The 21,838-nt window shown below is 63.3% G+C and carries 18 protein-coding genes and 1 pseudogene; 9 read left to right on the top strand and 10 right to left on the bottom strand.

The window, feature by feature from the left end:
* The first annotated feature begins 71 nt into the window (after positions 1-71).
* On the top strand, positions 72-269 hold the full coding sequence (locus QA643_RS38315) for a hypothetical protein (protein ID WP_283031066.1): 198 nt from the start codon (positions 72-74) through the stop codon (positions 267-269).
* A 169-nt stretch (positions 270-438) separates the two neighbouring features.
* Here the strand turns inward: QA643_RS38315 and QA643_RS38320 are convergent, their stop codons facing one another.
* Positions 439-948: a methylated-DNA--[protein]-cysteine S-methyltransferase gene (locus QA643_RS38320; RefSeq protein ID WP_283031068.1), complete on the bottom strand. Its 510-nt coding sequence runs from the start codon at positions 946-948 to the stop codon at positions 439-441.
* A gap of 261 nt (positions 949-1,209) precedes the next feature.
* On the opposite strand from QA643_RS38320, the gene QA643_RS38325 reads away from it, so the two are divergent.
* Both QA643_RS38325 and QA643_RS38330 read left to right on the top strand, forming a co-directional pair.
* The gene (locus tag QA643_RS38325) at positions 1,210-2,433 is read left to right on the top strand and encodes an ABC transporter substrate-binding protein (protein WP_283031070.1); all 1,224 of its coding nucleotides are present in this window, start codon (positions 1,210-1,212) and stop codon (positions 2,431-2,433) included.
* 324 nt (positions 2,434-2,757) lie between these two features.
* On the top strand, positions 2,758-3,984 hold the full coding sequence (locus tag QA643_RS38330; RefSeq protein WP_283031072.1) for an ABC transporter substrate-binding protein: 1,227 nt from the start codon (positions 2,758-2,760) through the stop codon (positions 3,982-3,984).
* Positions 3,985-4,159: 175 nt separating this feature from the next.
* Here QA643_RS38330 and QA643_RS38335 read toward each other — a convergent pair whose 3' ends face one another.
* On the bottom strand, positions 4,160-4,585 hold the full coding sequence (locus QA643_RS38335; RefSeq protein ID WP_283031074.1) for a DUF1330 domain-containing protein: 426 nt from the start codon (positions 4,583-4,585) through the stop codon (positions 4,160-4,162).
* Positions 4,586-4,732: 147 nt separating this feature from the next.
* Here QA643_RS38335 and QA643_RS38340 point away from each other — a divergent pair, with 147 nt between their 5' ends.
* Positions 4,733-6,949, top strand: coding sequence for a PBP1A family penicillin-binding protein (locus QA643_RS38340; RefSeq protein ID WP_283031075.1), 2,217 nt, complete (start codon positions 4,733-4,735; stop codon positions 6,947-6,949).
* Between the two features lie 161 nt (positions 6,950-7,110).
* On the opposite strand, the pseudogene QA643_RS38345 reads toward QA643_RS38340, so the two are convergent.
* The 4 genes and pseudogenes from QA643_RS38345 to QA643_RS38360 form a co-directional block, all read right to left on the bottom strand.
* A pseudogene (locus QA643_RS38345) lies at positions 7,111-7,961 on the bottom strand (SprT family zinc-dependent metalloprotease).
* Between the two features lie 208 nt (positions 7,962-8,169).
* Positions 8,170-9,519, bottom strand: coding sequence for a polyhydroxyalkanoate depolymerase (gene phaZ, locus QA643_RS38350; RefSeq protein ID WP_283031077.1), 1,350 nt, complete (start codon positions 9,517-9,519; stop codon positions 8,170-8,172).
* A 124-nt stretch (positions 9,520-9,643) separates the two neighbouring features.
* Entirely contained in the window at positions 9,644-10,459 is an 816-nt protein-coding gene (locus tag QA643_RS38355; protein WP_283031079.1) for an ABC transporter permease, read from the bottom strand.
* Positions 10,456-11,250 (bottom strand): ABC transporter ATP-binding protein, encoded by a 795-nt coding sequence (locus QA643_RS38360; RefSeq protein WP_283031081.1) that lies wholly within the window; start codon positions 11,248-11,250, stop codon positions 10,456-10,458. The genes QA643_RS38355 and QA643_RS38360 overlap by 4 nt, the downstream gene beginning before the upstream one ends.
* A 245-nt stretch (positions 11,251-11,495) precedes the next feature.
* Here QA643_RS38360 and QA643_RS38365 point away from each other — a divergent pair, with 245 nt between their 5' ends.
* Together QA643_RS38365 and QA643_RS38370 are read left to right on the top strand one after the other, a co-directional pair.
* On the top strand, positions 11,496-12,830 hold the full coding sequence (locus QA643_RS38365) for an ActS/PrrB/RegB family redox-sensitive histidine kinase (RefSeq protein WP_283031083.1): 1,335 nt from the start codon (positions 11,496-11,498) through the stop codon (positions 12,828-12,830).
* A gap of 110 nt (positions 12,831-12,940) precedes the next feature.
* Positions 12,941-13,495 (top strand): ActR/PrrA/RegA family redox response regulator transcription factor, encoded by a 555-nt coding sequence (locus QA643_RS38370; RefSeq protein ID WP_283031085.1) that lies wholly within the window; start codon positions 12,941-12,943, stop codon positions 13,493-13,495.
* Positions 13,496-13,603: 108 nt separating this feature from the next.
* Here QA643_RS38370 and QA643_RS38375 read toward each other — a convergent pair whose 3' ends face one another.
* On the bottom strand, positions 13,604-14,086 hold the full coding sequence (locus tag QA643_RS38375; RefSeq protein WP_283031086.1) for an MmcB family DNA repair protein: 483 nt from the start codon (positions 14,084-14,086) through the stop codon (positions 13,604-13,606).
* Positions 14,087-14,240: 154 nt separating this feature from the next.
* On the opposite strand from QA643_RS38375, the gene QA643_RS38380 reads away from it, so the two are divergent.
* Positions 14,241-15,362, top strand: coding sequence for a vWA domain-containing protein (locus QA643_RS38380; RefSeq protein WP_283031089.1), 1,122 nt, complete (start codon positions 14,241-14,243; stop codon positions 15,360-15,362).
* Positions 15,363-15,579: 217 nt separating this feature from the next.
* On the top strand, positions 15,580-17,280 hold the full coding sequence (locus tag QA643_RS38385; RefSeq protein WP_283031090.1) for an alpha-amylase family protein: 1,701 nt from the start codon (positions 15,580-15,582) through the stop codon (positions 17,278-17,280).
* Positions 17,281-17,287: 7 nt separating this feature from the next.
* Here the strand turns inward: QA643_RS38385 and QA643_RS38390 are convergent, their stop codons facing one another.
* Positions 17,288-18,103, bottom strand: a complete 816-nt coding sequence (locus QA643_RS38390; protein ID WP_283031091.1) for an RMD1 family protein — start codon at positions 18,101-18,103, stop codon at positions 17,288-17,290.
* A 118-nt stretch (positions 18,104-18,221) separates the two neighbouring features.
* On the opposite strand from QA643_RS38390, the gene QA643_RS38395 reads away from it, so the two are divergent.
* On the top strand, positions 18,222-18,890 hold the full coding sequence (locus tag QA643_RS38395; protein WP_283031092.1) for an MBL fold metallo-hydrolase: 669 nt from the start codon (positions 18,222-18,224) through the stop codon (positions 18,888-18,890).
* Positions 18,891-19,067: 177 nt separating this feature from the next.
* On the opposite strand, the gene QA643_RS38400 is transcribed toward QA643_RS38395, so the two are convergent.
* Both QA643_RS38400 and QA643_RS38405 read right to left on the bottom strand, forming a co-directional pair.
* Positions 19,068-20,279: a PHB depolymerase family esterase gene (locus QA643_RS38400; RefSeq protein ID WP_283031094.1), complete on the bottom strand. Its 1,212-nt coding sequence runs from the start codon at positions 20,277-20,279 to the stop codon at positions 19,068-19,070.
* Between the two features lie 128 nt (positions 20,280-20,407).
* Positions 20,408-21,814, bottom strand: coding sequence for an MFS transporter (locus QA643_RS38405; protein WP_283031097.1), 1,407 nt, complete (start codon positions 21,812-21,814; stop codon positions 20,408-20,410).
* Positions 21,815-21,838 lie beyond the last annotated feature (24 nt).

Here is a 21,838-nt window from a genome sequence, read left to right on the forward strand (position 1 = left end):
CGCATCTGCCTGGCCAAGGGCCATGAGGATTTCATCCGCTGGATACGGCGTGCGAATGCGGAGGTCGCGTCATGAGCAATTGTTGCGGAAATCCGGAATGCAGGCGTCCGTTCGGGCTGGTCCGGCGCAGCTGGTATTTCGAGCAGTTTTGCTCGGCGGCGTGCCGCGAGATGTACAAGCGCCAGCTCGAGCGCAACCGGACCTACTGGAAATGGCTCTATAACATTCCGCAATCCGTCGCCGGCCGCAACTGCGTCTCCGGCAGCTGACGTGGAGAAGCCATCATGGCGACGGTGAACGCGATGCTGGTGGGAGCGATACTCGCGTGGGGTCCTGTCCTGATTGTCCTGATCTATATCCTGCGCGACCTGCGAAATACCTCCGGCAATCGGGATTGACCGCAGGGCGGCGCGCGCCACGTCATCCCGCTCGCCGCTACTAGATCACCACGCCCTCGTGCTTGAGCAGCCAGCGCTTGCGCTCGAGGCCGCCGCCATATTTCACCAGCGAGCCATTGGCGCCGATCAGGCGGTGACACGGCAGAACGACGCTGATCGGGTTGGAGCCGTTGGCGTGGCCGAGGGCGCGGACCGCGCGCGGCACGCCAAGCTGAGCCGCGAGCGCGCCGTAGCTCAGCGTGGTCCCGGCAGGAATGCCGGGCAATGCGGTCCAGACCTTCTGCTGGAACAGCGTGCCGGCGACGCGCCATCTGATCGATGCGAGACGGTCGAGGTCGCCCTTGAAATAGCCGGTCAAGGCAACGCGCAGATCGCGCGGCGCCCGCCCATCCTGCAAGTTCACCGCGCCGTAATGCAAGCGCAGCAGCTGCTTCATGCGCGGCTCATAATCCTCCCAATCGAGCGCACGCAGATGGCCGTCCGCATCGGTGACCAGCAGCGCGGTTCCGATAGGTGTCGGCAGGCGATCGAGGTCAAATCTTTCCGGCATCGGCATTCCCTGAATATCGGGGCATCTCTATTCTTTACCAGGGGCGAGCGAGCATCCACCCGAATTCCGCCCGCCGGTTGGGGACCGCATATCGTGAGGCCGCGTCGACGGCGCTCGCGCTGATCCTGCCCGTCCCTCGCCGCCTCTCGCTATCTTGCGTCGGCAAAACCGTTCCGCCACACTCCATACCAACGATGACCTCCGGCGATCCAATCGCCGGAACAGATCATCGGTCGAAACAAGGAGAAGGGAGCAGCGACAATGAGAGGCGGCATTCTTCGTCTGATCGCGGGCACGGCCGTTGCAGTCGCGCTGGCCTCGCCAGCCAGTGCGCAGAAGAAATATGATACCGGGGCGAGCGATACCGAGATCAAGATCGGCCAGACGGTTCCTTTCTCGGGCCCTGCCTCCGCCTATGCCGGCATCGGCAAGACCCAGGCCGCCTATTTCAAGATGATCAACGAACAGGGCGGCATCAACGGCCGTAAAATCAACTTGATCCAGTATGACGACGCCTATTCGCCGCCGAAGGCGGTCGAACAGGTACGCAAGCTCGTCGAGAGCGACGAGGTCCTGTTCACCTTCCAGATCATCGGCACGCCGTCGAACGCCGCCGTGCAGAAATATCTCAACGCCAAAAAGGTGCCGCAGCTCCTCGCCGCGACCGGCGCATCGAAATTCACCGACCCCAAGCATTTTCCGTGGACGATGGGTTTCAATCCCAACTACCAGTCCGAGGGGCGCATTTACGGGCAATACATTCTGAAGAACCATCCGCATGCCAGGATCGGCATTCTCTATCAGAACGACGACCTCGGCCGCGACTACATCACCGGCCTGAAAGAAGGTCTCGGCTCCAAGGCCGCGTCGATGATCGTCGCCGAAGCCTCCTATGAATTGACCGACCCGACCATCGACTCCCAGATCGTCAAGCTGAAGGCGGCCGGCGCCGACCTGCTCTACGACGCCTCGACGCCGAAATTCGCTGCGCAGGCGATCAAGAAGGCCGCCGATCTCGGCTGGAAGCCGGTCCATATCCTCGACATCAACGCGAGCCCGATCTCGGCGACGCTCAAGCCCGCAGGCCTCGACATCTCCAGGGACATCATCTCGACCGCCTATGGCAAGGATCCGGGCGACCCGCAATGGAAGGACGATCCCGGCATGAAGGCCTATTTCGCCTTCATGGACAAATATTATCCGGAAGGCGACAAGCTCAACACCGTCAACACCTACGGCTATTCGACCGCGGAGCTGCTGGTGAAGATCCTGCAGCAATGCGGCGACGATCTCACCCGCGAAAACATCATGAAGCAGGCCGCCAACCTGAAGAATGTCACCGGCAGCCTTTCGCTGCCCGGCATGGTCACCAATACCTCGCCGACCGACTACCGCATCAACAAGCAGATGCAGATGATGCGGTTCAACGGCGAGCGCTGGGAGCTGTTCGGCCCGATCATCGAGGACAGCGGACCGGGGGGCTAAGGCAGGATGAGATCAGGCCCGGCGTGATGCTCCGCTGACCGCCCAAACAAAATATCGAAAACAACCCCATGCACAGTAGCTGGCAACAGCCGGCGTCTGCTCTTCCGTGCGGCCAACCCGGAACGAGGTGCATCATTGTTCGGCGATTGGCCGCACTGGATTCTTTTTGGGCAGCTGGAACCCACTACCAGCATGGCCTGCGCGGCCCGCCTTGCAATGCAATATGGCTTCCGCCACTATTGCGGCAGCGATGGCGTCCGGGGCCCATAAAGCCCCGGGAAAAGATCATCAGCTCAATCATAAACACATGAGGAATGCAGGATTATGAGGAAGGGTATTTTCCATCTGGCCACCGCTACGGCGCTCGCGCTTGCGCTGTCGGTCTCGACGGCCTCCGCGCAGAAGAAATACGACCCCGGCGCGAGCGACACCGAGATCAAGATCGGCCAGACCAATCCATTCTCCGGACCGGCCTCTGCCTATGCCACCATCGGCAAGACCCAGGCCGCCTATATGAAGATGATCAACGATCAGGGCGGCGTGAACGGCCGCAAGATCAACCTGATCCAGTATGACGACGCCTACTCGCCGCCGAAGGCGGTCGAGCAGACGCGCAAGCTGGTGGAGAGCGACGAGGTGCTGCTCACCTTCCAGCTGCTCGGCACGCCCTCGAACGCGGCGGTGCAGAAATATCTCAACTCGAAGAAGGTGCCGCAGCTGTTCGCAGCGACCGGGGCGTCGAAGTTCACCGATCCGAAGAACTTTCCCTGGACCATGGGCTTCAACCCGAACTACTTCGTCGAAGGCCGCATCTACGGCCAGTACATTCTCAAGGAACACCCGAACGCCAAGATCGGCGTGCTCTATCAGAACGACGACCTCGGCAAGGACTATCTGAACGGCATCAAGGCCGGCCTCGGCGACAAGGCGGCGAAGATGATCGTGGCGGAAGCCTCCTACGAAGTCTCCGACCCGACGGTCGATTCGCAAATCCTCAAGATCAAGGACGCCGGCGCGGACCTGTTCTTCTCGGCGACGACGCCCAAGCAGGCGGCGCAGGCGATCAAGAAGATCCACGAGCTGAACTGGAAGCCGGTACACATCCTCGACATCAACGCCACCTCGGTCGGCGCCGTCATGAAACCGGCGGGGCTTGAAGCCTCCAAGGGCGTGATCAGCGTCAACTACGGCAAGGATCCGCTGGACCCGACCTGGAAGGACGATCCAGGCATGAAGAAATATTTCGAGTTCATGGCCAAGTACTATCCGGATGGCGACAAGGATTCGAGCTTCAACTCCTATGCCTATTCGACCTCGCAATTGATGATTTACGTGCTCCAGAAGTGCGGCGACAATCTCACGCGCGAGAACGTCATGAAGGTGGCCACCAGCCTCAAGGATGTTCAGCTCGACCTGTCGCTGCCGGGCATCCTCGTCAATACCTCGCCGACCGACTACCGCGTCAACAAGCAGCTGCAGATGATGCGCTTCAACGGCGAGCGCTGGGAACTGTTCGGGCCGATCCTCGAAGATGCAGGCCCGGCGGGTTAGGCTCGGCGAGCCACAGGGAACGATCGGCGGAAGAAGCGATCGGCGGCCCTTCGGGGCCGCCGATTTTTTTTGGTGATATCCGGTAGGATGGGTAGAGCGCAGCGAAACCCATCGTCTCTCCGCGCAATGGATTGATGGGTTTCGCTTTCGCTCTACCCATCCTACCGAATCCGATTTACTTCGGAATCTCCCCGAACGTCTTGCCGACCGGCAGCACGGCGTGGCGGATCAGGCGAGAGTCCTCGACGGCAGCCTGGCGGTGCTTGACCGCCTCGCGATAGACGGGGTCGCGGATCATCTCGGCGAAGGCGGCGACGCTTGGATATTCGGCGATGAAGCAATGATCCCAACGCTCCTCCGGCGGCCCGATCAGCATCAGTTCGAACCGGCCGTGCCAGACGATGCGGCCGCCGAGTCGCTCGAATACCGGGCCGCTTTCGCGCCCGTAAGCCGCATAGGCTTCCGCGCCGGTCGCCTTGCGGCCGTCGGGATAGGCCGCCTGTTCGCGCAGCCGGACCAGGTTGAGCATATGGATCGGACCGGGGCGATCATTGGCCCGGAACTGCGCGAATACTTCCTTGGTCGGATCGATATGGCCCATCACAAGATTCCCTTCGAAAACACTGCAGCTTGCATCGATGCTAGCACGCCCCGCCGCACCTCCTAATCCCGCATTAACCTTTCGGTAACCGACCCTTAAACAGCCGCCATTAGCGTGCGAGGGGGGCGGGTATGAGCGGCGTTTGGCATGGCGTGGGGACGGAAAAAGAGCGGCGCACGCAAGGAGCCGCTGTTCGGGCTTCCGGCTGCGCTTGCCGAGCTGCGTCTGACCCAAGCCGATCGTATTCCTGACGCCACGGACGAAGAGCAGCCGAAAAAGCCAGTGGCCAAACGCAAGATCGAAGACGAGGACGACGAGCCGCCGCCGCGCGAGCGCAAGCCGCGTGCGGCCAAGAGCGGCGCCAAGCGGCGCGGCAAATCGCGCGGCCGCATCCGGATCGGCCGTCTGGTCTATTGGGGCGCGGTGCTCGGCATCTGGGCTGTGATTGCGGTGGTCGGGATCGTGGTCTGGGTCGGCGCGCATCTGCCGCCGATCCAGTCGCTGGAAATTCCAAAACGCCCGCCGACCATCCAGATTGTCGGGCTCGACAGCAGCCTCCTGGCATCGCGCGGCGAAGCGCCGGGCACCAATGTCGCGCTGAAGGATCTGCCGCCCTATCTGCCGAAGGCCTTCATCGCCATCGAGGATCGCCGCTTCTATTCGCATTACGGCATCGACCCCGTGGGCATCGCGCGCGCGGCGGTTGCCAACGTCCTGCGCCGCGGCGTCTCGCAGGGCGGCTCGACCCTGACGCAGCAGCTCGCGAAAAACCTGTTCCTGACCCAGGAGCGGACGATGGCGCGCAAGCTGCAGGAAGTCGAGCTCGCGCTGTGGCTGGAGCGCAAGCATTCCAAGAACGAAATTCTCGAGCTTTATCTCAATCGCGTCTATTTCGGCTCCGGCGCCTATGGCGTCGAGGCGGCCTCGCAGCGCTATTTCGGCAAGTCGGCGAAGAACGTCACGGTCGCGGAAGCGGCGATGCTGGCCGGCCTCGTCAAATCGCCGTCACGGCTGGCGCCGAACCGCAACCCGGAAGGCGCAGAAGCACGCGCGCAAATCGTGCTCGCGGCGATGGCGGAAGCCAAGTTCATCACCGACGCCCAGGCCAAGGCCTCGATCGGCCACGCTTCCTACAAGGTGAAGCCGGTCGGCGCCGGCACCGTCAATTACGTCGCCGACTGGATCGGCGAGGTGCTCGACGACCTTGTCGGCCAGATCGACCAGAGCATCGTGGTCGAGACCACGATCGATCCGAAGCTGCAAAGCGTGGCGGAAGCCGCCATCATCGACGAGCTGGCGGCTAAGAGCGTGAAGTTCAACGTCACGCAGGGCGCCCTGGTGGCGATGACGCCCGACGGCGCGGTGCGCGCCATGGTCGGCGGCCGGAATTATGCCGAGAGCCAATTCAACCGCGCGGTCACGGCCAAGCGCCAGCCGGGCTCGGCATTCAAGCCGTTCATCTTCCTGACCGCGATCGAAGGCGGCCTGACGCCGGACACGATCCGCCAGGACGCGCCGCTCGACCTCAAGGGCTGGCGTCCGGAGAACTACACCCATGAATATTTCGGCGCAGTGACGCTGACGCAGGCGCTGGCGATGTCGCTCAACACGGTCGCGGTGCGGCTCGGCCTCGAAGTCGGGCCGAAGAACGTAGTGCGGACCGCGCACCGGCTCGGCATCGCCTCGAAGCTCGATGCCAATCCCTCGATCGCGCTCGGCACCTCGGAAGTCTCGGTCCTCGAGCTGGTCGGCGCCTATGCGCCGTTCGCCAATGGCGGGCTCGGTGTCTCCCCGCATGTCGTGACCAGGATCCGCACCAATGAGGGCAAGCTGCTGTATGCGCGCCAGCCCGATCAGCTCGGCCCGGTGATCGAGCCGCGCCATGTCGCGATGATGAACACGATGATGCAGGAAACGCTGCTATCGGGCACCGCGCGCAAGGCGGAGATTCCGGGCTGGATGGCCGCCGGCAAGACCGGCACCAGCCAGGATTTCCGCGATGCCTGGTTCGTCGGCTATACCGCGAACCTCGTCACCGGCGTCTGGCTCGGCAATGACGACAATTCGCCGACCAAAAAGGCGACCGGCGGCGGCCTGCCGGTGGAAGTCTGGACCCGCTTCATGCGCACCGCGCATCAAGGCGTGCCGGTGGCCGCCCTGCCGAACGCACAACGCGGCGGCTTCATGCCGAACCTGTTCCAGACCTCGCAGGTCAGCGCGCCTGCGCCCTCGGCGCCGGTCCCGGCCGGCGCGTACCGGCCACCGCCGGCGCGTAACTCCGTGCCGCCGCCGCCGAATCCAAACGCCCGGCCCGAGGCCGCGGCGGGATTGGATGGCTGGCTGATGGATCGGTTGTTTAGATAGGCGCAATCTCGCGACCACCTCAGACCGTCGTACCCCTCAGGCCGTCATACCCCGCGAAAGCGGGGTATCCAGTACGCCGCGGCTTCTCGGTTGATCACCACTGTCTCTGGAATACTAGGTCGCCCGGTCAAGCCGGGCGATGACAGTGTGCGTGGCGAGCGCTAATCCTCGACCCCATAACGATGCAGATCGTTGCCGTAGGTATCGAGCCAGCGCTTGGCGCGTTCGACATGGTCGCAGATGCGGCCGACCACGCGCCAGAACCGCGGCGAGTGGTTCATCTCGACGAGATGCGCCACTTCGTGGGCGGCGAGGTAATCCAGCACATAGGGCGGCGCCAGGATCAGACGCCAGGAATAGGACAATGAGCCCGCCGAGGTGCACGAGCCCCAGCGGCTCGACTGGTCGCGGATCGAGACCCGCCGGACCCGCACGCCAAGTTCCGCGGCATAGGCGAGCGACGCCTTGTGCAGATCCTTGCGCGCCTCGCGCTTGAGAAAGTCGTGAACGCGGCGATCCATGTGCTCATAGTCGCCGGCGACGCAGAGAATCCTTTCGCCGCTGTCGCGGGTTTCGGTCCAAACTGTGCCGCGCTCGCCGGCGCGATGCACCAGGCGGTGCGGCACGCCGCGCAGCGGCACGATGGTGCCGGGTTGAAAGGGGGCGGCCTTCGGCAGACGGCCAAGGCGCGCGGCGATCCAGCCGCCATGGAGTTGCGCAAACTCCCTGGCTTCCACGATCGTGCCGCGCGGCGGCATCGTCAGGATGGCTTCGCGATCAGTCGGATGGATGCGAAGGGTGTAGCGGCGCGCGCGGCGGTGCCGGCGCATCCTGATCGCAAAGACTTGCGAGCCGTGCTTGACCAAAATGGTCGCGGGTTCGGCGGGCCGCCGATAAAGGAGGGCGCGAGTAGCCATGTCTTGGAGTCCGGGGAGTAGGAGTTCGCCCGGATTCTGCCATATCCGCCGCCAGGGAAATCGCATCTAAATTGCCCGACGCAAAAACAAATCATTTGCCCAATATACAGGGGCTAGCGGCGCAAAGCCCCCTATAGGCTGGGGCTGGAACCCGAAATTTTAGATGGAACTTGGCCTCAAATCGGTCCTTTAGCGAACCTCAAGGAGTGAGTCTGAACTCACCCCTTGATTCGACCGAAAATTGGAATGTTTGAATCTTATCAGCAGCTTATCGACGGCCTGGAACCGACGCACCAATCGCGCCTATTCAGCGGCGCGAACCAATGTCGGCTTGGTATTGGCCGCTGTCACCGTTGTATTGGCCGCCGACATCATGAAATCGGCGATGCGCGGCACGATCTCGGAACGGAATCGCGATCCATTGAACACACCGTAGTGCCCGACGCCCTTCTGCACGTAATGCACGCGGCGATGATCGGGAATATGCGGGCACAAAGCGTGCGTCGCTTCGGTCTGACCGAGCCCGGAAATGTCGTCCTTCTCGCCTTCCACCGTCATCAGCGCCACGCGATGGATCTTTGAGGGATCGACCGGCTTTCCGCGATGGGTCATCTCACCCTTGGGCAGCGCGTGCTTGACGAACACGACGTCGACGGTCTGCAGGTAATACTCGGCGGTCAAATCCATCACCGCGAGGTACTCGTCGTAGAATTCGCGGTGCTTGTCGACCATGTCGCCGTCGCCCTTCACCAGATTATTGAACAGCGCCTTGTGCGCGTCGGTGTGGCGGTCGAGATTCATGGTGATGAAGCCGGACAACTGCAAAAAGCCCGGATAAACGTCGCGCATCACGCCGGGATGCGGGAACGGTACCTTGGTGATGACGTGGTTGCGGAACCATTCGATGCCGCGCTCTTCGGCGAGGTTGTTCACGGCGGTCGGGTTGCGGCGGGTATCGATCGGGCCGCCCATCAGCGTCATCGACAGCGGCACGAAGGGATCGCGCGTGGCTTCCATCACCGAGACCGCAGCCACCACCGGCACCGAGGGCTGGCACACCGCGATGACATGCATGTTGCCGCCGAGCACGTGCAGCATCTCGATGATGTAGTCGATGTAGTCGTCGAGATCGAAGCGGCCCTCGGCAAGCGGGACCATGCGTGCATCCGCCCAATCGGTGATGTAGACCTCATGCGTCGGCAGGAAGGCCTCGACCGTGCCACGGAGCAGCGTCGCGTAGTGGCCGGACATCGGCGCCACGATCAGCACGCGCGGATGGGGGCTGCGCAGCGGCCGCGTCAGCTTGCGATCGAAATGCAAGAGGCGGCAGAACGGCTTTTCCCAGATCGGGCGGACCTCGACCGGGGTCTGGATGCCGTTGACCTCGGTGAAGTCGAGCCCCCATTCGGGCTTGCCGTAGCGGCGCGTGGTCCGTTCGAACAATTCGCAGGCCGCGGCGATCGACTTGCCGAACTGCGTGTGAGACCACGGATTGAGGGGATTTTGAAACAGGATCTTGGTGGCATCGGTCACGGCGCGTGCCGGATTGAGCGACGCGTGGCCCAATTCGTACATCCAGTACATCGGCGTCGTAAGCGCCGGACTGCCTTCGGCCACCAGCGGCGGTGCGCCGCCAAACTCACCAATCGGCATTTACCATGATCCCTGTTTTGCGACGCAGCATACTGCCGAATGCGTAATTAAGCGTCAATGCGCCGAGCGGTAGTTCTACGGGGCTGAAAGGCAAAAACTCGCGGGAATCCACGGGAATAGTGACTTATTCGCCACCCCCGAGCAGCGATCCAACCCGTTTGGCGCTGCGCAAGAGGGCAAGAAAGATCGTAAACGAGGCAGCGAACAGCACCGCGTTGATGGCGAGCGACCAGATCATCAGGTCGCTCCGGAAGACGTGATCGATCAAAAGCGCGCGCATGCCCTCGAACACGTAGGTCGGCGGCAGGATCCAGGCGACGCCCTGCAGCCAGGCCGGCAGCACCGCGACCGGGTAATAGACGCAGGCGAGCGGCATCAGGCCGAACATTAGCGTCCAGACGATGCTCTCGGCCCCGAGCCCGTTGCGCAGCACCAGGCCCGAGACAAAAATCCCGAGCGACCAGCTGGTGAAGATCAGGTTGCAGAAGAACGCGATCAGCGGCAGGCCGATCGCAAAGAAATTGAAATCGAAGAAGAACAGCGCCAGCAGCGTCATCGGGATGACGCCGATGGCGAGCCGGATCAGGCTCATGATCATCAGCGAGATCAGAAACTCGATCGGCTTTAACGGGCTCATCATCAGGTTGCCGAGGTTGCGCGCCCACATCTCCTCCAGGAACGAGATGGAAAAACCGAGCTGGCCGCGGAACAGGATGTCCCACAGGATCACCGCGCCGATCAGCGTGCCGCCGGCGCGGGCAAAGAAACTGTCGTTCTGCGCAATGTAGTTCTGCAGGAAGCCCCAGGTGATGATCTGCAACGCCGGCCAGTAGATCAGCTCCAGCAGCCGCGGCCAGGACGACATCAGTAGATACCAGTAGCGCAGCACCATCGCCTGGATACGATGGGCGGAAATGGCGTGATGGGCGATTTCGCTCATGGCGTCCCCTCCGCGACCCGGCCACGCGCAACATCGAGGAAGACGTCTTCCAGCGTGGTGCGGTTGTAGCGCGCCATGATCTGGTCGGGACTGTCGTCATCTTCGATGCGGCCGCGCTTCATGATGATGACGCGGTCGCACAGCCGCTCCACTTCCAGCATGTTGTGCGACGCCAGGAGAACGGTGGCGTCGTGAGTCTTGCGATAGGTCTTAAGGTGCTGGCGTACCCAGTCGGCCGTATCAGGGTCGAGCGAGGCCGTCGGCTCGTCGAGCAGGAGCAGCTCAGGCTCGTTGATCAGCGCCTTCGCCAGCGCGACGCGCGTCTTCTGCCCCGCCGAGAGTTTTCCGTTGGCGCGATCGAGAAAGTCGTTGAGGTCCAGATCGGAGGCGAGCTGCGCGATGCGCTCCTGCAAATCCTTTACCGCATAAAGCTTGCCGAAGATGGTGAGGTTCTGCCGCACCGTCAGCCGCATCGGCATGTCGACATAGGGGCTTTCGAAATTCATCCTCCCGAGCACGTCGGCGCTCTGTTCGGGCATGGCATGGCCCAGCACCCGGACCCGGCCCGAGGTCGGCAGCACCAGCCCCATGATCATCGCGATTGTCGTGGTCTTGCCGGCGCCATTGCCGCCGAGCAGCCCGGTGACGCTGCCGCGCGCGATTTTGAACGAGATGTCGTCGACCGCGCGCGTGGTCTTGTAGAGTTTTATCAAATGCGCGACGTCGATCGCGGCGGGGCTTTCCGGCCCGGCCGCGGGCGATGGTGGTGGCACTGTCCCGCTTTCAACCATGCTGACCCGTTCATTGGGCCATTAGGACTGACAGCGCAAGGCGGCAGCGGGGCCTGCATGGTTCGAGACGCGCGGCGTTGCCGCGCTCCTCTCCATGAGGGGGAAGACTGCCATCGCTGCATGAAAAGGCTTCGACCCTCATGGTGAGGAGCCGCGAAAGCGGCCTCTCGAACCATGCAGGCCCCTCTCCATGCCGCGCGGATCGCTCATTTGTGATCGCCCACCCGCACGGCTAAACTGCAGATATGTCCGACGATGCCGCCTCCGACTTCCGTCATCCGCACCGCTTTGTTCGTCTCGATACGATCCTGCGGCTGCGCTGGCTGGCGGCGCTGGGACAGCTCACCGCGATCTTTGTCGTCGCGCGCGGACTGGAATTCGACGTCCCCATCATCCCCTGCGTCGCCATTGTCGGCGTCGCCGCGCTGCTCAATCTCGCGCTGCAGGTGGCGTTCAACCCGATGCAGCGGCTGGAGCCGGTCTATGCCGCCGCGCTGCTCGCGCTCAACATCGTCGAACTGGCCGCGCTATTGTTCCTGACCGGCGGCTTGCAGAACCCGTTTTCATTCCTGTTCCTCGCCCCGGTCCTGATCTCGGCAGCAGTGCTGCCGATCCGCCTGACGATCGGGCTCGGCCTGCTGGCAATGGCCTGCGCCTCGGCGCTGGTGTTCTTCCATTTGCCGCTGCCGTGGGACAGCGAAGACCCGCTGGTGCTGCCGCCGATCTATCTGCTCGGTGTCTGGCTCTCGATTCTGCTCGCGATCGGCGTCACCAGCCTCTACGCGTTCCAGGCGACGGAAGAAGCGCGCAAGCTTTCCGATGCGCTCGCCGCGACCGAACTGGTGCTGACGCGTGAGCAGCATCTGACCCAGCTCGACGGGCTGGCGGCGGCTGCCGCGCATGAACTCGGGACGCCGCTGTCGACGATCTTCCTGATTTCGCGGGAGCTGGAAAGGACCGCCAACGGCAATGACCAATTGGCCTCTGACCTCAAGACGCTGCGCGAGCAGGCGCAGCGCTGCCGCGACATTCTGGCCAAGCTCACCCAACTCTCCGCCTCCGGCGCGCCGTTCGACCTGATGCCGCTGTCGACCCTGATCGAGGAGGCGGTGGCGCCGCATCGCGATTTCGGTGTCGCCATCAAGGTGCGGCTAGCTGTCGCAGCCACAAAGGAGCCGGCGGTCGCGCGGAACCCGGCCATCCTCTACGGCGTCGGCAACATCCTGGAGAATGCCGTCGATTTCGCGCGCATGACGGTCGAGGTTAACGCTTGGTGGAACGCGGAGACGGTCGAAATCGTGATTTCCGACGACGGCCCGGGCATCGCGCCCGACATGCTGAAACGCATCGGCGAGCCTTATTTATCGCGGCGGCGCGGCACGGATGAGCCGCAAAGCGGCCGCGCCGGGCTTGGTCTCGGCGTTTTCATCGCCCGCACGCTGCTGGAACGCACCGGCGCCAAGGTTTCGTTCTCAAACCGGACATTTCCCGATCACGGCGCCGTGGTCCAGATCGTCTGGCCGCGCGCCCGGTTTGAGGCCGAGCAGCCAACGGAATCTCCTGCAGGATCAGCCGATTAGAATTTGAGAAAACTGGAACCGCGCGACCTTTCGGCCTCTTGGCACTGCAAAAACGGCGCGCCATATGCTCTATATAGTGCTGTGCATCCGCAACCCGGGGATACCCTGCCTTGAACGCCATCGCCGAACTGAACGATCTCACCGACCGCTCACTTCTGATCGTCGAGGACGACAAGCCGTTTCTGGAGCGCCTGTCGCGCGCCATGGAAACCCGCGGCTTCGCGGTAACGTCCTGCGACACCGTGACCGACGGCCTGGCGCAGATCAACAAGGCCGCACCGGCGTTTGCCGTGGTGGACTTAAGGCTGGGTGACGGCAACGGCCTCGACGTGGTGTCGGCGCTGAAGCGCAAGCGCCCCGACGCGCGCACCATCGTGCTCACCGGCTACGGCAACATCGCGACCGCCGTGACGGCGGTGAAGATGGGTGCGGTGGACTATCTCTCCAAACCGGCCGACGCCGACGACGTCGTCGCCGCGCTACTCGCCAGTGGCACCGAGAAATCCGAGCTGCCGTCCAATCCGATGTCGGCGGATCGCGTGCGCTGGGAGCACATCCAGCGCATCTATGAAATGTGCAACCGCAACGTTTCGGAAACCGCGCGCCGGCTCAACATGCACCGCCGTACCTTGCAGCGGATTCTGGCCAAGCGCGCGCCGCGCTGATTCCACAAACGCGGAATCGTAGGATGGGTAGAGCGCAGCGAAACCCATCAACGCGGGCGTTCGTGGCGATGGGTTTCGCTGCGCTCTACCCATCCTACTGCACCATTTCTAAAACTCATGCCCCTGCGGATCGACCAAACGGTTGATGCGCTGCGCGGCCGCCATCGCAAAGCGCACCGTCATCGATTTGCGGGTCGCGGCCGGCAGGCGATGCTCGGGCGCTTCGCAATGCAGATGCGCGCCATAAGCGTCGGCGATGATCAACCCGGTACCATCAGGAAAAATCTCGCACGGCAGATCCTGCGTGAAGGCGAAGAACAGCCGGTCGCAATGCATCCGGTAGTCCTGCCATTTCTGGTCGGCGCGCAGATCTTCCACCGATGACTTGATCTCGACGATCCAGATCTCGCCGCGCTCGTTCAGCGCTACCAGATCGGCGCGCCGGCCCGACGGCAACGGCAGCTCACTGATGCAGGAGAAGCCGAGCGAGCGTAGCAGCCGCGCGGTGCCGCGCGCGATCGCAAGCGCCGTCTCCGACTGCCGGCGGTCGGGCGGCGGCACAAGGCTGATTTGGCGAGCAGGCGATTCCATCCCTCGAACCATAACCGATTTCGCACCGTCCAACAGGCGGACCAGCGCACCAACAGCCGCAATTTCGACCCCGGCCCGCCTTGTTTTCGGCCACAGGCCCACCGCCAAGCCGGTGGAACTTGGGCCTCGAGGGACGAAACATCTGGAGGAATCCATGAAGTCACGCACCACGCTCCGCTCGCTCGCATTCGCTCTCGCCGCCCTGCCCCTCGCCGCCGGCCTGTCGCCGGCTAGCGCCAAGCCCGCCGTCGAAGTCGCCTTCGTGCTGGATACCACGGGCTCGATGGGCGGGCTGATCGAAGGCGCCAAGCGCAAGATCTGGTCGATCGCCACCGCGATCGTTGATTCCAACCCCGACGCCGACATCCGCATGGGCCTCGTCGCCTATCGCGATATCGGCGACGACTATGTGACCAAAAAGATCGACCTCACCACAGACATCCAGGATCTCTACGCCCAGCTGCTAGAGCTGAAAGCCCGCGGCGGCGGCGACTGGCCGGAAAGCGTCAACGAGGCGCTCGATGTCGCCGTCAACAAGATGCAATGGAGCGGCGGCGCCGATGTCCGGCGGATCGTGTTCCTGGTCGGCGACGCGCCGCCGCACATGGATTACGCGCAGGACACCAAATATCCGGTGACGCTGTCGGTGGCCAAGCAGAAAGACATCATCGTCAACGCAGTGCTGGCCGGCAACGCCCAGGACACCGCGCGGATCTGGCGCGACATCGCCCAGCACGGCAATGGCCGCTTCATTCCGATCCCGCAGGACGGCGGCGAGGTGGTGCTGATCGAAACGCCGTTCGACGAGGAGATCATCATCCTGCAGCGGGAGATCAACGGCACGGTGATTCCCTACGGGCCCAAACATCTGCAGAACCGCACCGAAGGCAAGACCAAGCAATTGTCCGAGGTCGCGGCGGCCGCGCCGGCGCAAGCTTCCGAGATGGCGAGCTACCTCAACAAGCGTTCCAAGGCGACGTCGGAAGCTGTCACCGGTGACGGCGATCTCGTCGCCGACGTCAGCGCCGGCAAGCGCAGCTTCTCCACGATCAAGGAGGAAGACTTGCCCGACAATCTGCGCTCGTTGAAGCCCGAGCAGCGCGTCGAGGAAATCAACAAGCAGATGACCCAGCGCAAGGCGCTAAACGAAAAGCTGTCGGCGCTGGTCGCCAAGCGCGACAAATACGTCGCCGAGCAGCGCGCCAAGGCGCCGCCGAAAACCTCCTCCTTCGACCGCGTCGTCGAGGATACGCTGAAGGCGCAGATCAAGCGGTAGTCTCGCGACACGCCCCCGCGAAGGCGGGGGCCCATAACCACCGATCTGTATTGTTGCACCAAGCTGAGGCTCCAGCTTCGCGCAACAACACGCGCCCGGGATTATGGGTCCCGGCGTTCGCCGGGACGACAGTGAATGCGGAACCTGACCCGACCTCGCCGCTTATCCCGTGGCCGCTGAGGCAAGCGCGAGGCGGACTGGTGAGGACGGCGTCCGCATGATCGATGACCTCTGGTACAAGAACGGCGTGATCTATTGTCTTTCGGTCGGCACCTATATGGACGCCAATGGCGATGGTGTCGGCGACTTCAAGGGCCTGCAGCGCCGGCTCGATTACCTGCACGGGCTCGGCATCACGGCGATCTGGCTGATGCCGTTTCAGCCCTCGCCCGGACGCGACGACGGCTACGACATCTCGGACTATTACGGCGTCGATCCGCGCTACGGCACGCTCGGCGATTTCGTCGAATTTACCCATGGCTGCAAGCAGCGCGGCATCCGCGTCATCATCGACCTCGTGGTCAACCACACCTCCGATCAGCATGAATGGTTTCGCGAGGCGCGGCGCTCCAAGGATTCACCCTATCGCGATTGGTATGTGTGGTCGGACAAGAAGCCGGCCAACGCCGATACCGGCATGGTGTTTCCCGGCGTGCAGAAATCGACCTGGACCCGCGACAAGGAAGCTGGCGCTTGGTTCTTCCACCGCTTCTATGATTTCCAGCCCGACCTCAACACCTCGAATCCGTTGGTGCAGGCCGAGATCCTCAAGATCATGGGGTTCTGGATTCAGCTCGGCGTCTGCGGCTTCCGCATGGACGCCGTACCGTTCGTGATCTCGACCAAGGGCGCCAAGGTGCGCAAGGCCGTCGAGCAGTACGACATGCTGCGCGCTTTCAGAGAATTCCTGCAATGGCGGCAGGGCGACGCCATTATCCTCGCCGAAGCCAATGTGCTGCCGAAGACCGACATGGAATATTTCGGCCGCGACGGCGACCGCATGCACATGATGTTCAATTTCCACGTCAACCAGCATCTGTTCTACGCGCTGGCATCCGCGGACTCGCGCCCGCTGGCGAAAGCGCTGGAGGCGACCAAGCCGCGCCCCGCCACCGCGCAATGGGGCCTGTTCCTGCGCAACCATGATGAACTCGATCTCGGCCGGCTGACCAAGGCGCAGCGCGACACCGTGTTCAAGACATTCGGTCCCGACAAGGACATGCAGCTCTATGATCGCGGCATCCGCCGCCGCCTTGCGCCGATGCTGGGCGGCGACCAGCGGCGGCTGCAATTGGCCTACAGCCTGATGTGCACGCTGCCGGGGACGCCCGTGATCCGTTACGGCGACGAACTCGGCATGGGCGACAATCTCCATCTGCCCGAGCGCAATTGCGCGCGCACGCCGATGCAATGGTCGACCGAGCCGCATGCCGGCTTTACCGAGGGTGACCGGCCCTGCGTGCCTGTCATCGACAAGGGGGCCTATGGCTATGAGCACGTCAACGCCGCCAAACAGCGCCGCGATCCCAACTCCATGCTGAACTGGACCGAACGCATCGTCCGCATGCGCAAGGAAGTGCCGGAGGTCGGCTGGGGCGATTTCAAGATCATCCCCACGCGCGATCCCGCGGTGCTGCTGATCCGCTATGACTGGCGCAACAATTCGGTGCTGTTCGCGCATAACCTCGACGACAAGCCCCGCGAGGTCACGTTCTCGGTCGGCCTGCCCGGGGAAACCGGCAAGCTGCTGGTCAATCTGCTGTCCGAGGATCACAGCCGCGCCGACAAGCGGGGCCGGCATACGCTGTTGCTCGAAGGCTACGGCTATCACTGGTATCGCGTCGGCGGCCTCGATTATTTGCTCAAGCGCAGCGATATCGACACCAAGACACCGCGCAAGGCCGATCACCGCGCATGAGCGCCAATCAGGGGTGCCTGCCCATGGCGAGCTGGTAGACCGTGATGATCACCTCGAACAGGATCAGCAGCACGATGATCAGTTCGAGCCGCAGCGAGCGCCGCGTATCGATGATATCGGTCAAGACCTGCGCGCTCTCGGCGATCACGGCCAGCTTGCTGTTCAGCGCCTCCGCGCGCTCCTTGAGCTCGTACTCGTCCGAGAGGCGGGCATAGAGGCGCTCCAAATGCGGCTTGTCCCAGAGCACGTCGGGCTTCTCTTCCACCTCGACCGGCCCCGACACCCGGTGCCGCACTAAGAGCGCGTTGCCGATATTTTTCAGGATCGAGCGGCGGCTGCCGTGCATGCGCCCGCTGCGCGCCAACTCCCGCGCGAACGGCTCGGTCGTGTCGAACACGCTGGCGACCTCGCGCTCGTGGCGGGCCAAAACGACGCTTTTCGCCAACGCCTCGCCGATCAGGACCAACCGCTCGGGCGAGAGGCTTTGCAGGCAGATCGGGCCGCCCGGGGGAATCTGCTCCTCCTTCTCGGGCGCCAGTTCAATGGTGGCGGTTTCCTCGTCGCGCCGGGCAAACTTGCCGACCATCCGCTGTTCCAGGCTGCCAAGAAATTCTTCCTCTTCCAGCGCATTCAGCCCGATCAGGACCGCCACGCCGTAGCGGAAAAGTATCGCGACGCCATTGGCAGTGACGCGAAACGCCAGCGGTATCGTGGCAAGGACATCGCCGCGCTCAAGCCCCGATGTGTTCAGGCGGTCGCTGACGAAGAAGGCGCGCGCGGTGGTGCGGGACCCGACCGGCGACGATGCTGATGCCTGGTTCATGGAACACCCAACTGCTGAAGCCGGCGCAACCTATCACGCGGCCGTGTAGGTCGCATGTCGGCTAGATATCGCCTGCAACCCGAGTTGACCCCCTGCGCGGGATGAATATGTTGCCCGTATGGATAACAAAACCGATACCCAGACCAGGGCCGGCGCGATGATCGTGCCGGTGACGCTGTTCGAGCAGAACTGCACCATTATCTGGCACGAGCCTTCCAAGAAGGCCGTGGTGATCGACCCCGGCGGGGACGTTCCGAAGATTCTGGAAGCGATCAAGCAGACCGGCGTCAGCGTCGAGAAGATCTGGCTGACCCACGGCCATATCGATCATGTCGGCGGCGCCGCCGAATTGCGCGACGCGCTGCGGGTCAAGATCGAGGGGCCGCACATCGCCGACAAGTTTCTGCTCGACAACGTCGTCTCGAGCGGCGAGCGCTTCGGCATGACCGGCATGCGCAATTTCGGGCCCGACCGCTGGCTCGACGAGGGCGATCAGGTTTCCATTGGCGAGCTGACCTTCGACATCCTGCATTGCCCCGGCCACTCCCCGGGCAGCGTCGTGTTCTTCAGCAAGGAATTGCGCTTCGCCCATGTCGGCGACGTGCTGTTCAACGGCTCGGTCGGGCGCACCGACCTGCCCGGCGGCAGCCACGCCACGCTGATCAATTCGATCAAGGAAAAGCTGCTGCCGCTCGGCGACGATGTTGGCTTCATCTGCGGCCATGGCGCCGGCTCCAGCCTCGGCCAGGAACGCCTGACCAATCCCTTCCTGACCGGCGAAATGTGAGCCAACGGACTGCGTCATAAGTCCCTCATGGTGAGGAGCGCGAAGCGCGTCTCGAACCATGAGGCCCGATCTGTGGCCTTCATCCTTCGAGACGCCCGCTACTCGCGGGCTCCTCAGGATGAGGGTTTGAGACTCAATGACGCAGCAGCACTAATCGTCTGACGCCGCACCACCCGGCTACTTCATCAATCCCGCAGCCGTCAGCGCGCGGGTAATGACGGCGCCGACATCGATGCCGCGGCGTTTTGGAGCACGTGGCGCCGGCGTCGGTTGACGAACCGGCTTGTGGGCCCTCGACCAAAGCCCAGCAGCCAGATCCGACGACTGCAGGGATTCGGTGGCGGCCGATGGAACGATCTTCGGCGCTTCTGCCGGCTTGGTCGCCTCCTTGGCCGGGCTGACGCGATCGGTCAGGCCAAAAAAATTCGCGATGTGATAGGACGAGGAAATCCCGGCCTCGATCAGGAACGCGCCTTCCGCGCCGTAGCGCTCATCGTTGCCGGCGAGTCCGAGCGGCGTGCCGTGGGCCATGTCGGTGATGGTGTAGGACTCGACGACGGTTTCGCCATCGGCGTTCCACCAGACGTCGCGCGGATGACCGTCGACGTGTCCGCTCGACATCGGCGCCGACGGCAGGCCGTGGACGTCGAGCCATTGCTTGACGATCTCATCGGCGTTGGCGGGGTTGACGGTGCGGTCGGCGCTGCCGTGCCACACAGACACTTTCGGCCATGGCCCCCTGTGCTTCGAGGCCTTGCGCACGAGATCGCCAAGCTTAGCCGCAGGGCGCGAGGTCGACTGCATCATGCCGCCGAGCGCTTCGCGGACATTGCTGGCGATGCCGTATGGCAGGCCCGCGATGATAGCGCCGCCGGCGAATACTTCCGGATAGGTCGCGAGCATCACCGAGGTCATCGCGCCGCCGGCGGAAAGCCCGGTGATGTAGATGCGCCGCGGATCGATCTTGTGATCGGCCGCCATGCGCGCGACCATCTGGCGGATCGACGCGGCTTCGCCGCGGCCGCGGGCGATGTCGCCGGGATTGAACCAGTTGAAACAGGTGCGGGCATTGTTGGCCGCCTGCTGCTCGGGCATCACGAGCGCAAAGCCGTAACGTTTGGCGAGTGTCGACCAGCCGGTCCCGAAATCGTAGCCGGCCGCGGTCTGGCCGCAGCCGTGCAGCACGACGACGAGCGCGGAGGCGCGCGGCAACGCGTCGGGCACATGGGCGAACATCTTCAGCGCGCCGGGATTGGTGCCGAATCCGGTGATTTCGATGAGCGGGCTCGTTGCGCCAGGCGAAGCGCTGCGGCCATAGCTTCCCAAGCCATTGAAGCCATTCAGCTTCGGAAAATGGCGCAGGAATTCGACATTCTTGGCGAGCGACAACGACTTCTCCTGGGGGCGATTCTTCTTAAGACAATGCTACCCAGAACAGATAGTTGCTGCACTGCAAACTAAAAAGACCGTGTGCTGTCCTTCCCCACAATCAAATTTTGGCAGATGACGTCAATTTGTCACGCCGTGAACTGGCGCATCCATGTCAGAAATACGGCGCAGGCGCTGATCGATAGCATGAACAGCGCTGAAGCGGCCAGCAAGGCGAGGCGCGCCGATCCAGCAGATTCCACGGCGAAGAACACCGCGCCGATCGCGGCCACGCCCGCCGCGTTGGCGATTTGCGCCGTGGTGCCGTACATGCCGGAGCCCGCGCCGGCGCTTGCCGGCTTTACCGTCGAGAGCACGGCGCTGGAGAGCGGCGCCATCACGAGCCCCTGGCCATAGCCGAAGAGCGTCAGCACCAGCGAAAGCGATATTGCAGACGGCGTATCGATCCATTCGACGGCGGCCACCAGCGCAGCAAGGCCCGCAATCTGAACCGCGCAGCCCTCGATCAATACCAGCGTGCCGCGATGTTTGGCGCGGATGCCACTATGCCGGGAAGCGATGACGAAGCTCAGCGCCAGCGGCACGAACACAAGGCCGGCCTGCAGTGGCGGGATATGCAGTCCCTTCTGCATATACATCGTCATGACGAGATAGAAGGATAGGTTGGCGAAGAAGAAAAAGAACACCGCCGCAAGCCCGCGCATGAATGCCCGATCTGACAGCAGCGAAAGATCGATGAGCGGCATGCCGCCGCGCCGGGCAACCGCGCGCTCCAGGCGCAGGAAGCCGGCGATGATGGCGATACCGATCGCCATGACCAGCCAGACCGACGGCGACCAGTGCAAATCTTGCCCAAATAGCAGCGGCCCGATCAGGCAGAGCAGGCCGAGAAACAGCACGATGGCGCCGGGAATATCCAGCCGCGTACCGGCGCGCCGAGGCGCCATCGGCATGATCTTCGAGGCCGCCGCGATAATGATCGCGCCAAACGGCACGTTGACGAAGAACACCGCGCGCCAGCCGAGCCCGGCGAGGTCGAGCGTCACCAGGAGGCCGCCGAGCAGGAAGCCGGCCGCGCCGGCAAGCCCGAGCACGATGCCGTAAATGGCGAAGGCGCGCGCCCGCGCGCCGTCTGCGAACAGCAAATGAATGGTGGCCAGCACCTGCGGCACCATCAACGCCGCAGTCGCGCCCTGGGCCAGCCTTGCGGCGATCAGTTCGGGGCCGGATTGCGCCAGCGCACACCACAGCGAGGTCACGGTGAAGCCGGCAACGCCTGATATGAACACGTTGCGCGTGCCGTAGATGTCGCCGAGCCGCCCGCCGGTGACGACGAGGGTCGCATAGGCAATCAGGTAGATCGCGATCACGGCTTCGATCTGCGCCGCGCTCGCCTTGAGCTCAGTCGCAATGGTCGGGATCGCGACGTTGACGATGAAGGCATCGACCCCGAACATGAACTGCGCCGCGACGACGGTCGCCAGCACGAACCAGCGGCGCGACGTGTCGACGGGATGCGAGACGATCTGATGCATGAGATAAGAGCCTTGCGCGAAAAT

The organism is Bradyrhizobium sp. CB3481 (assembly GCF_029714305.1).
GTDB lineage: Bacteria > Pseudomonadota > Alphaproteobacteria > Rhizobiales > Xanthobacteraceae > Bradyrhizobium.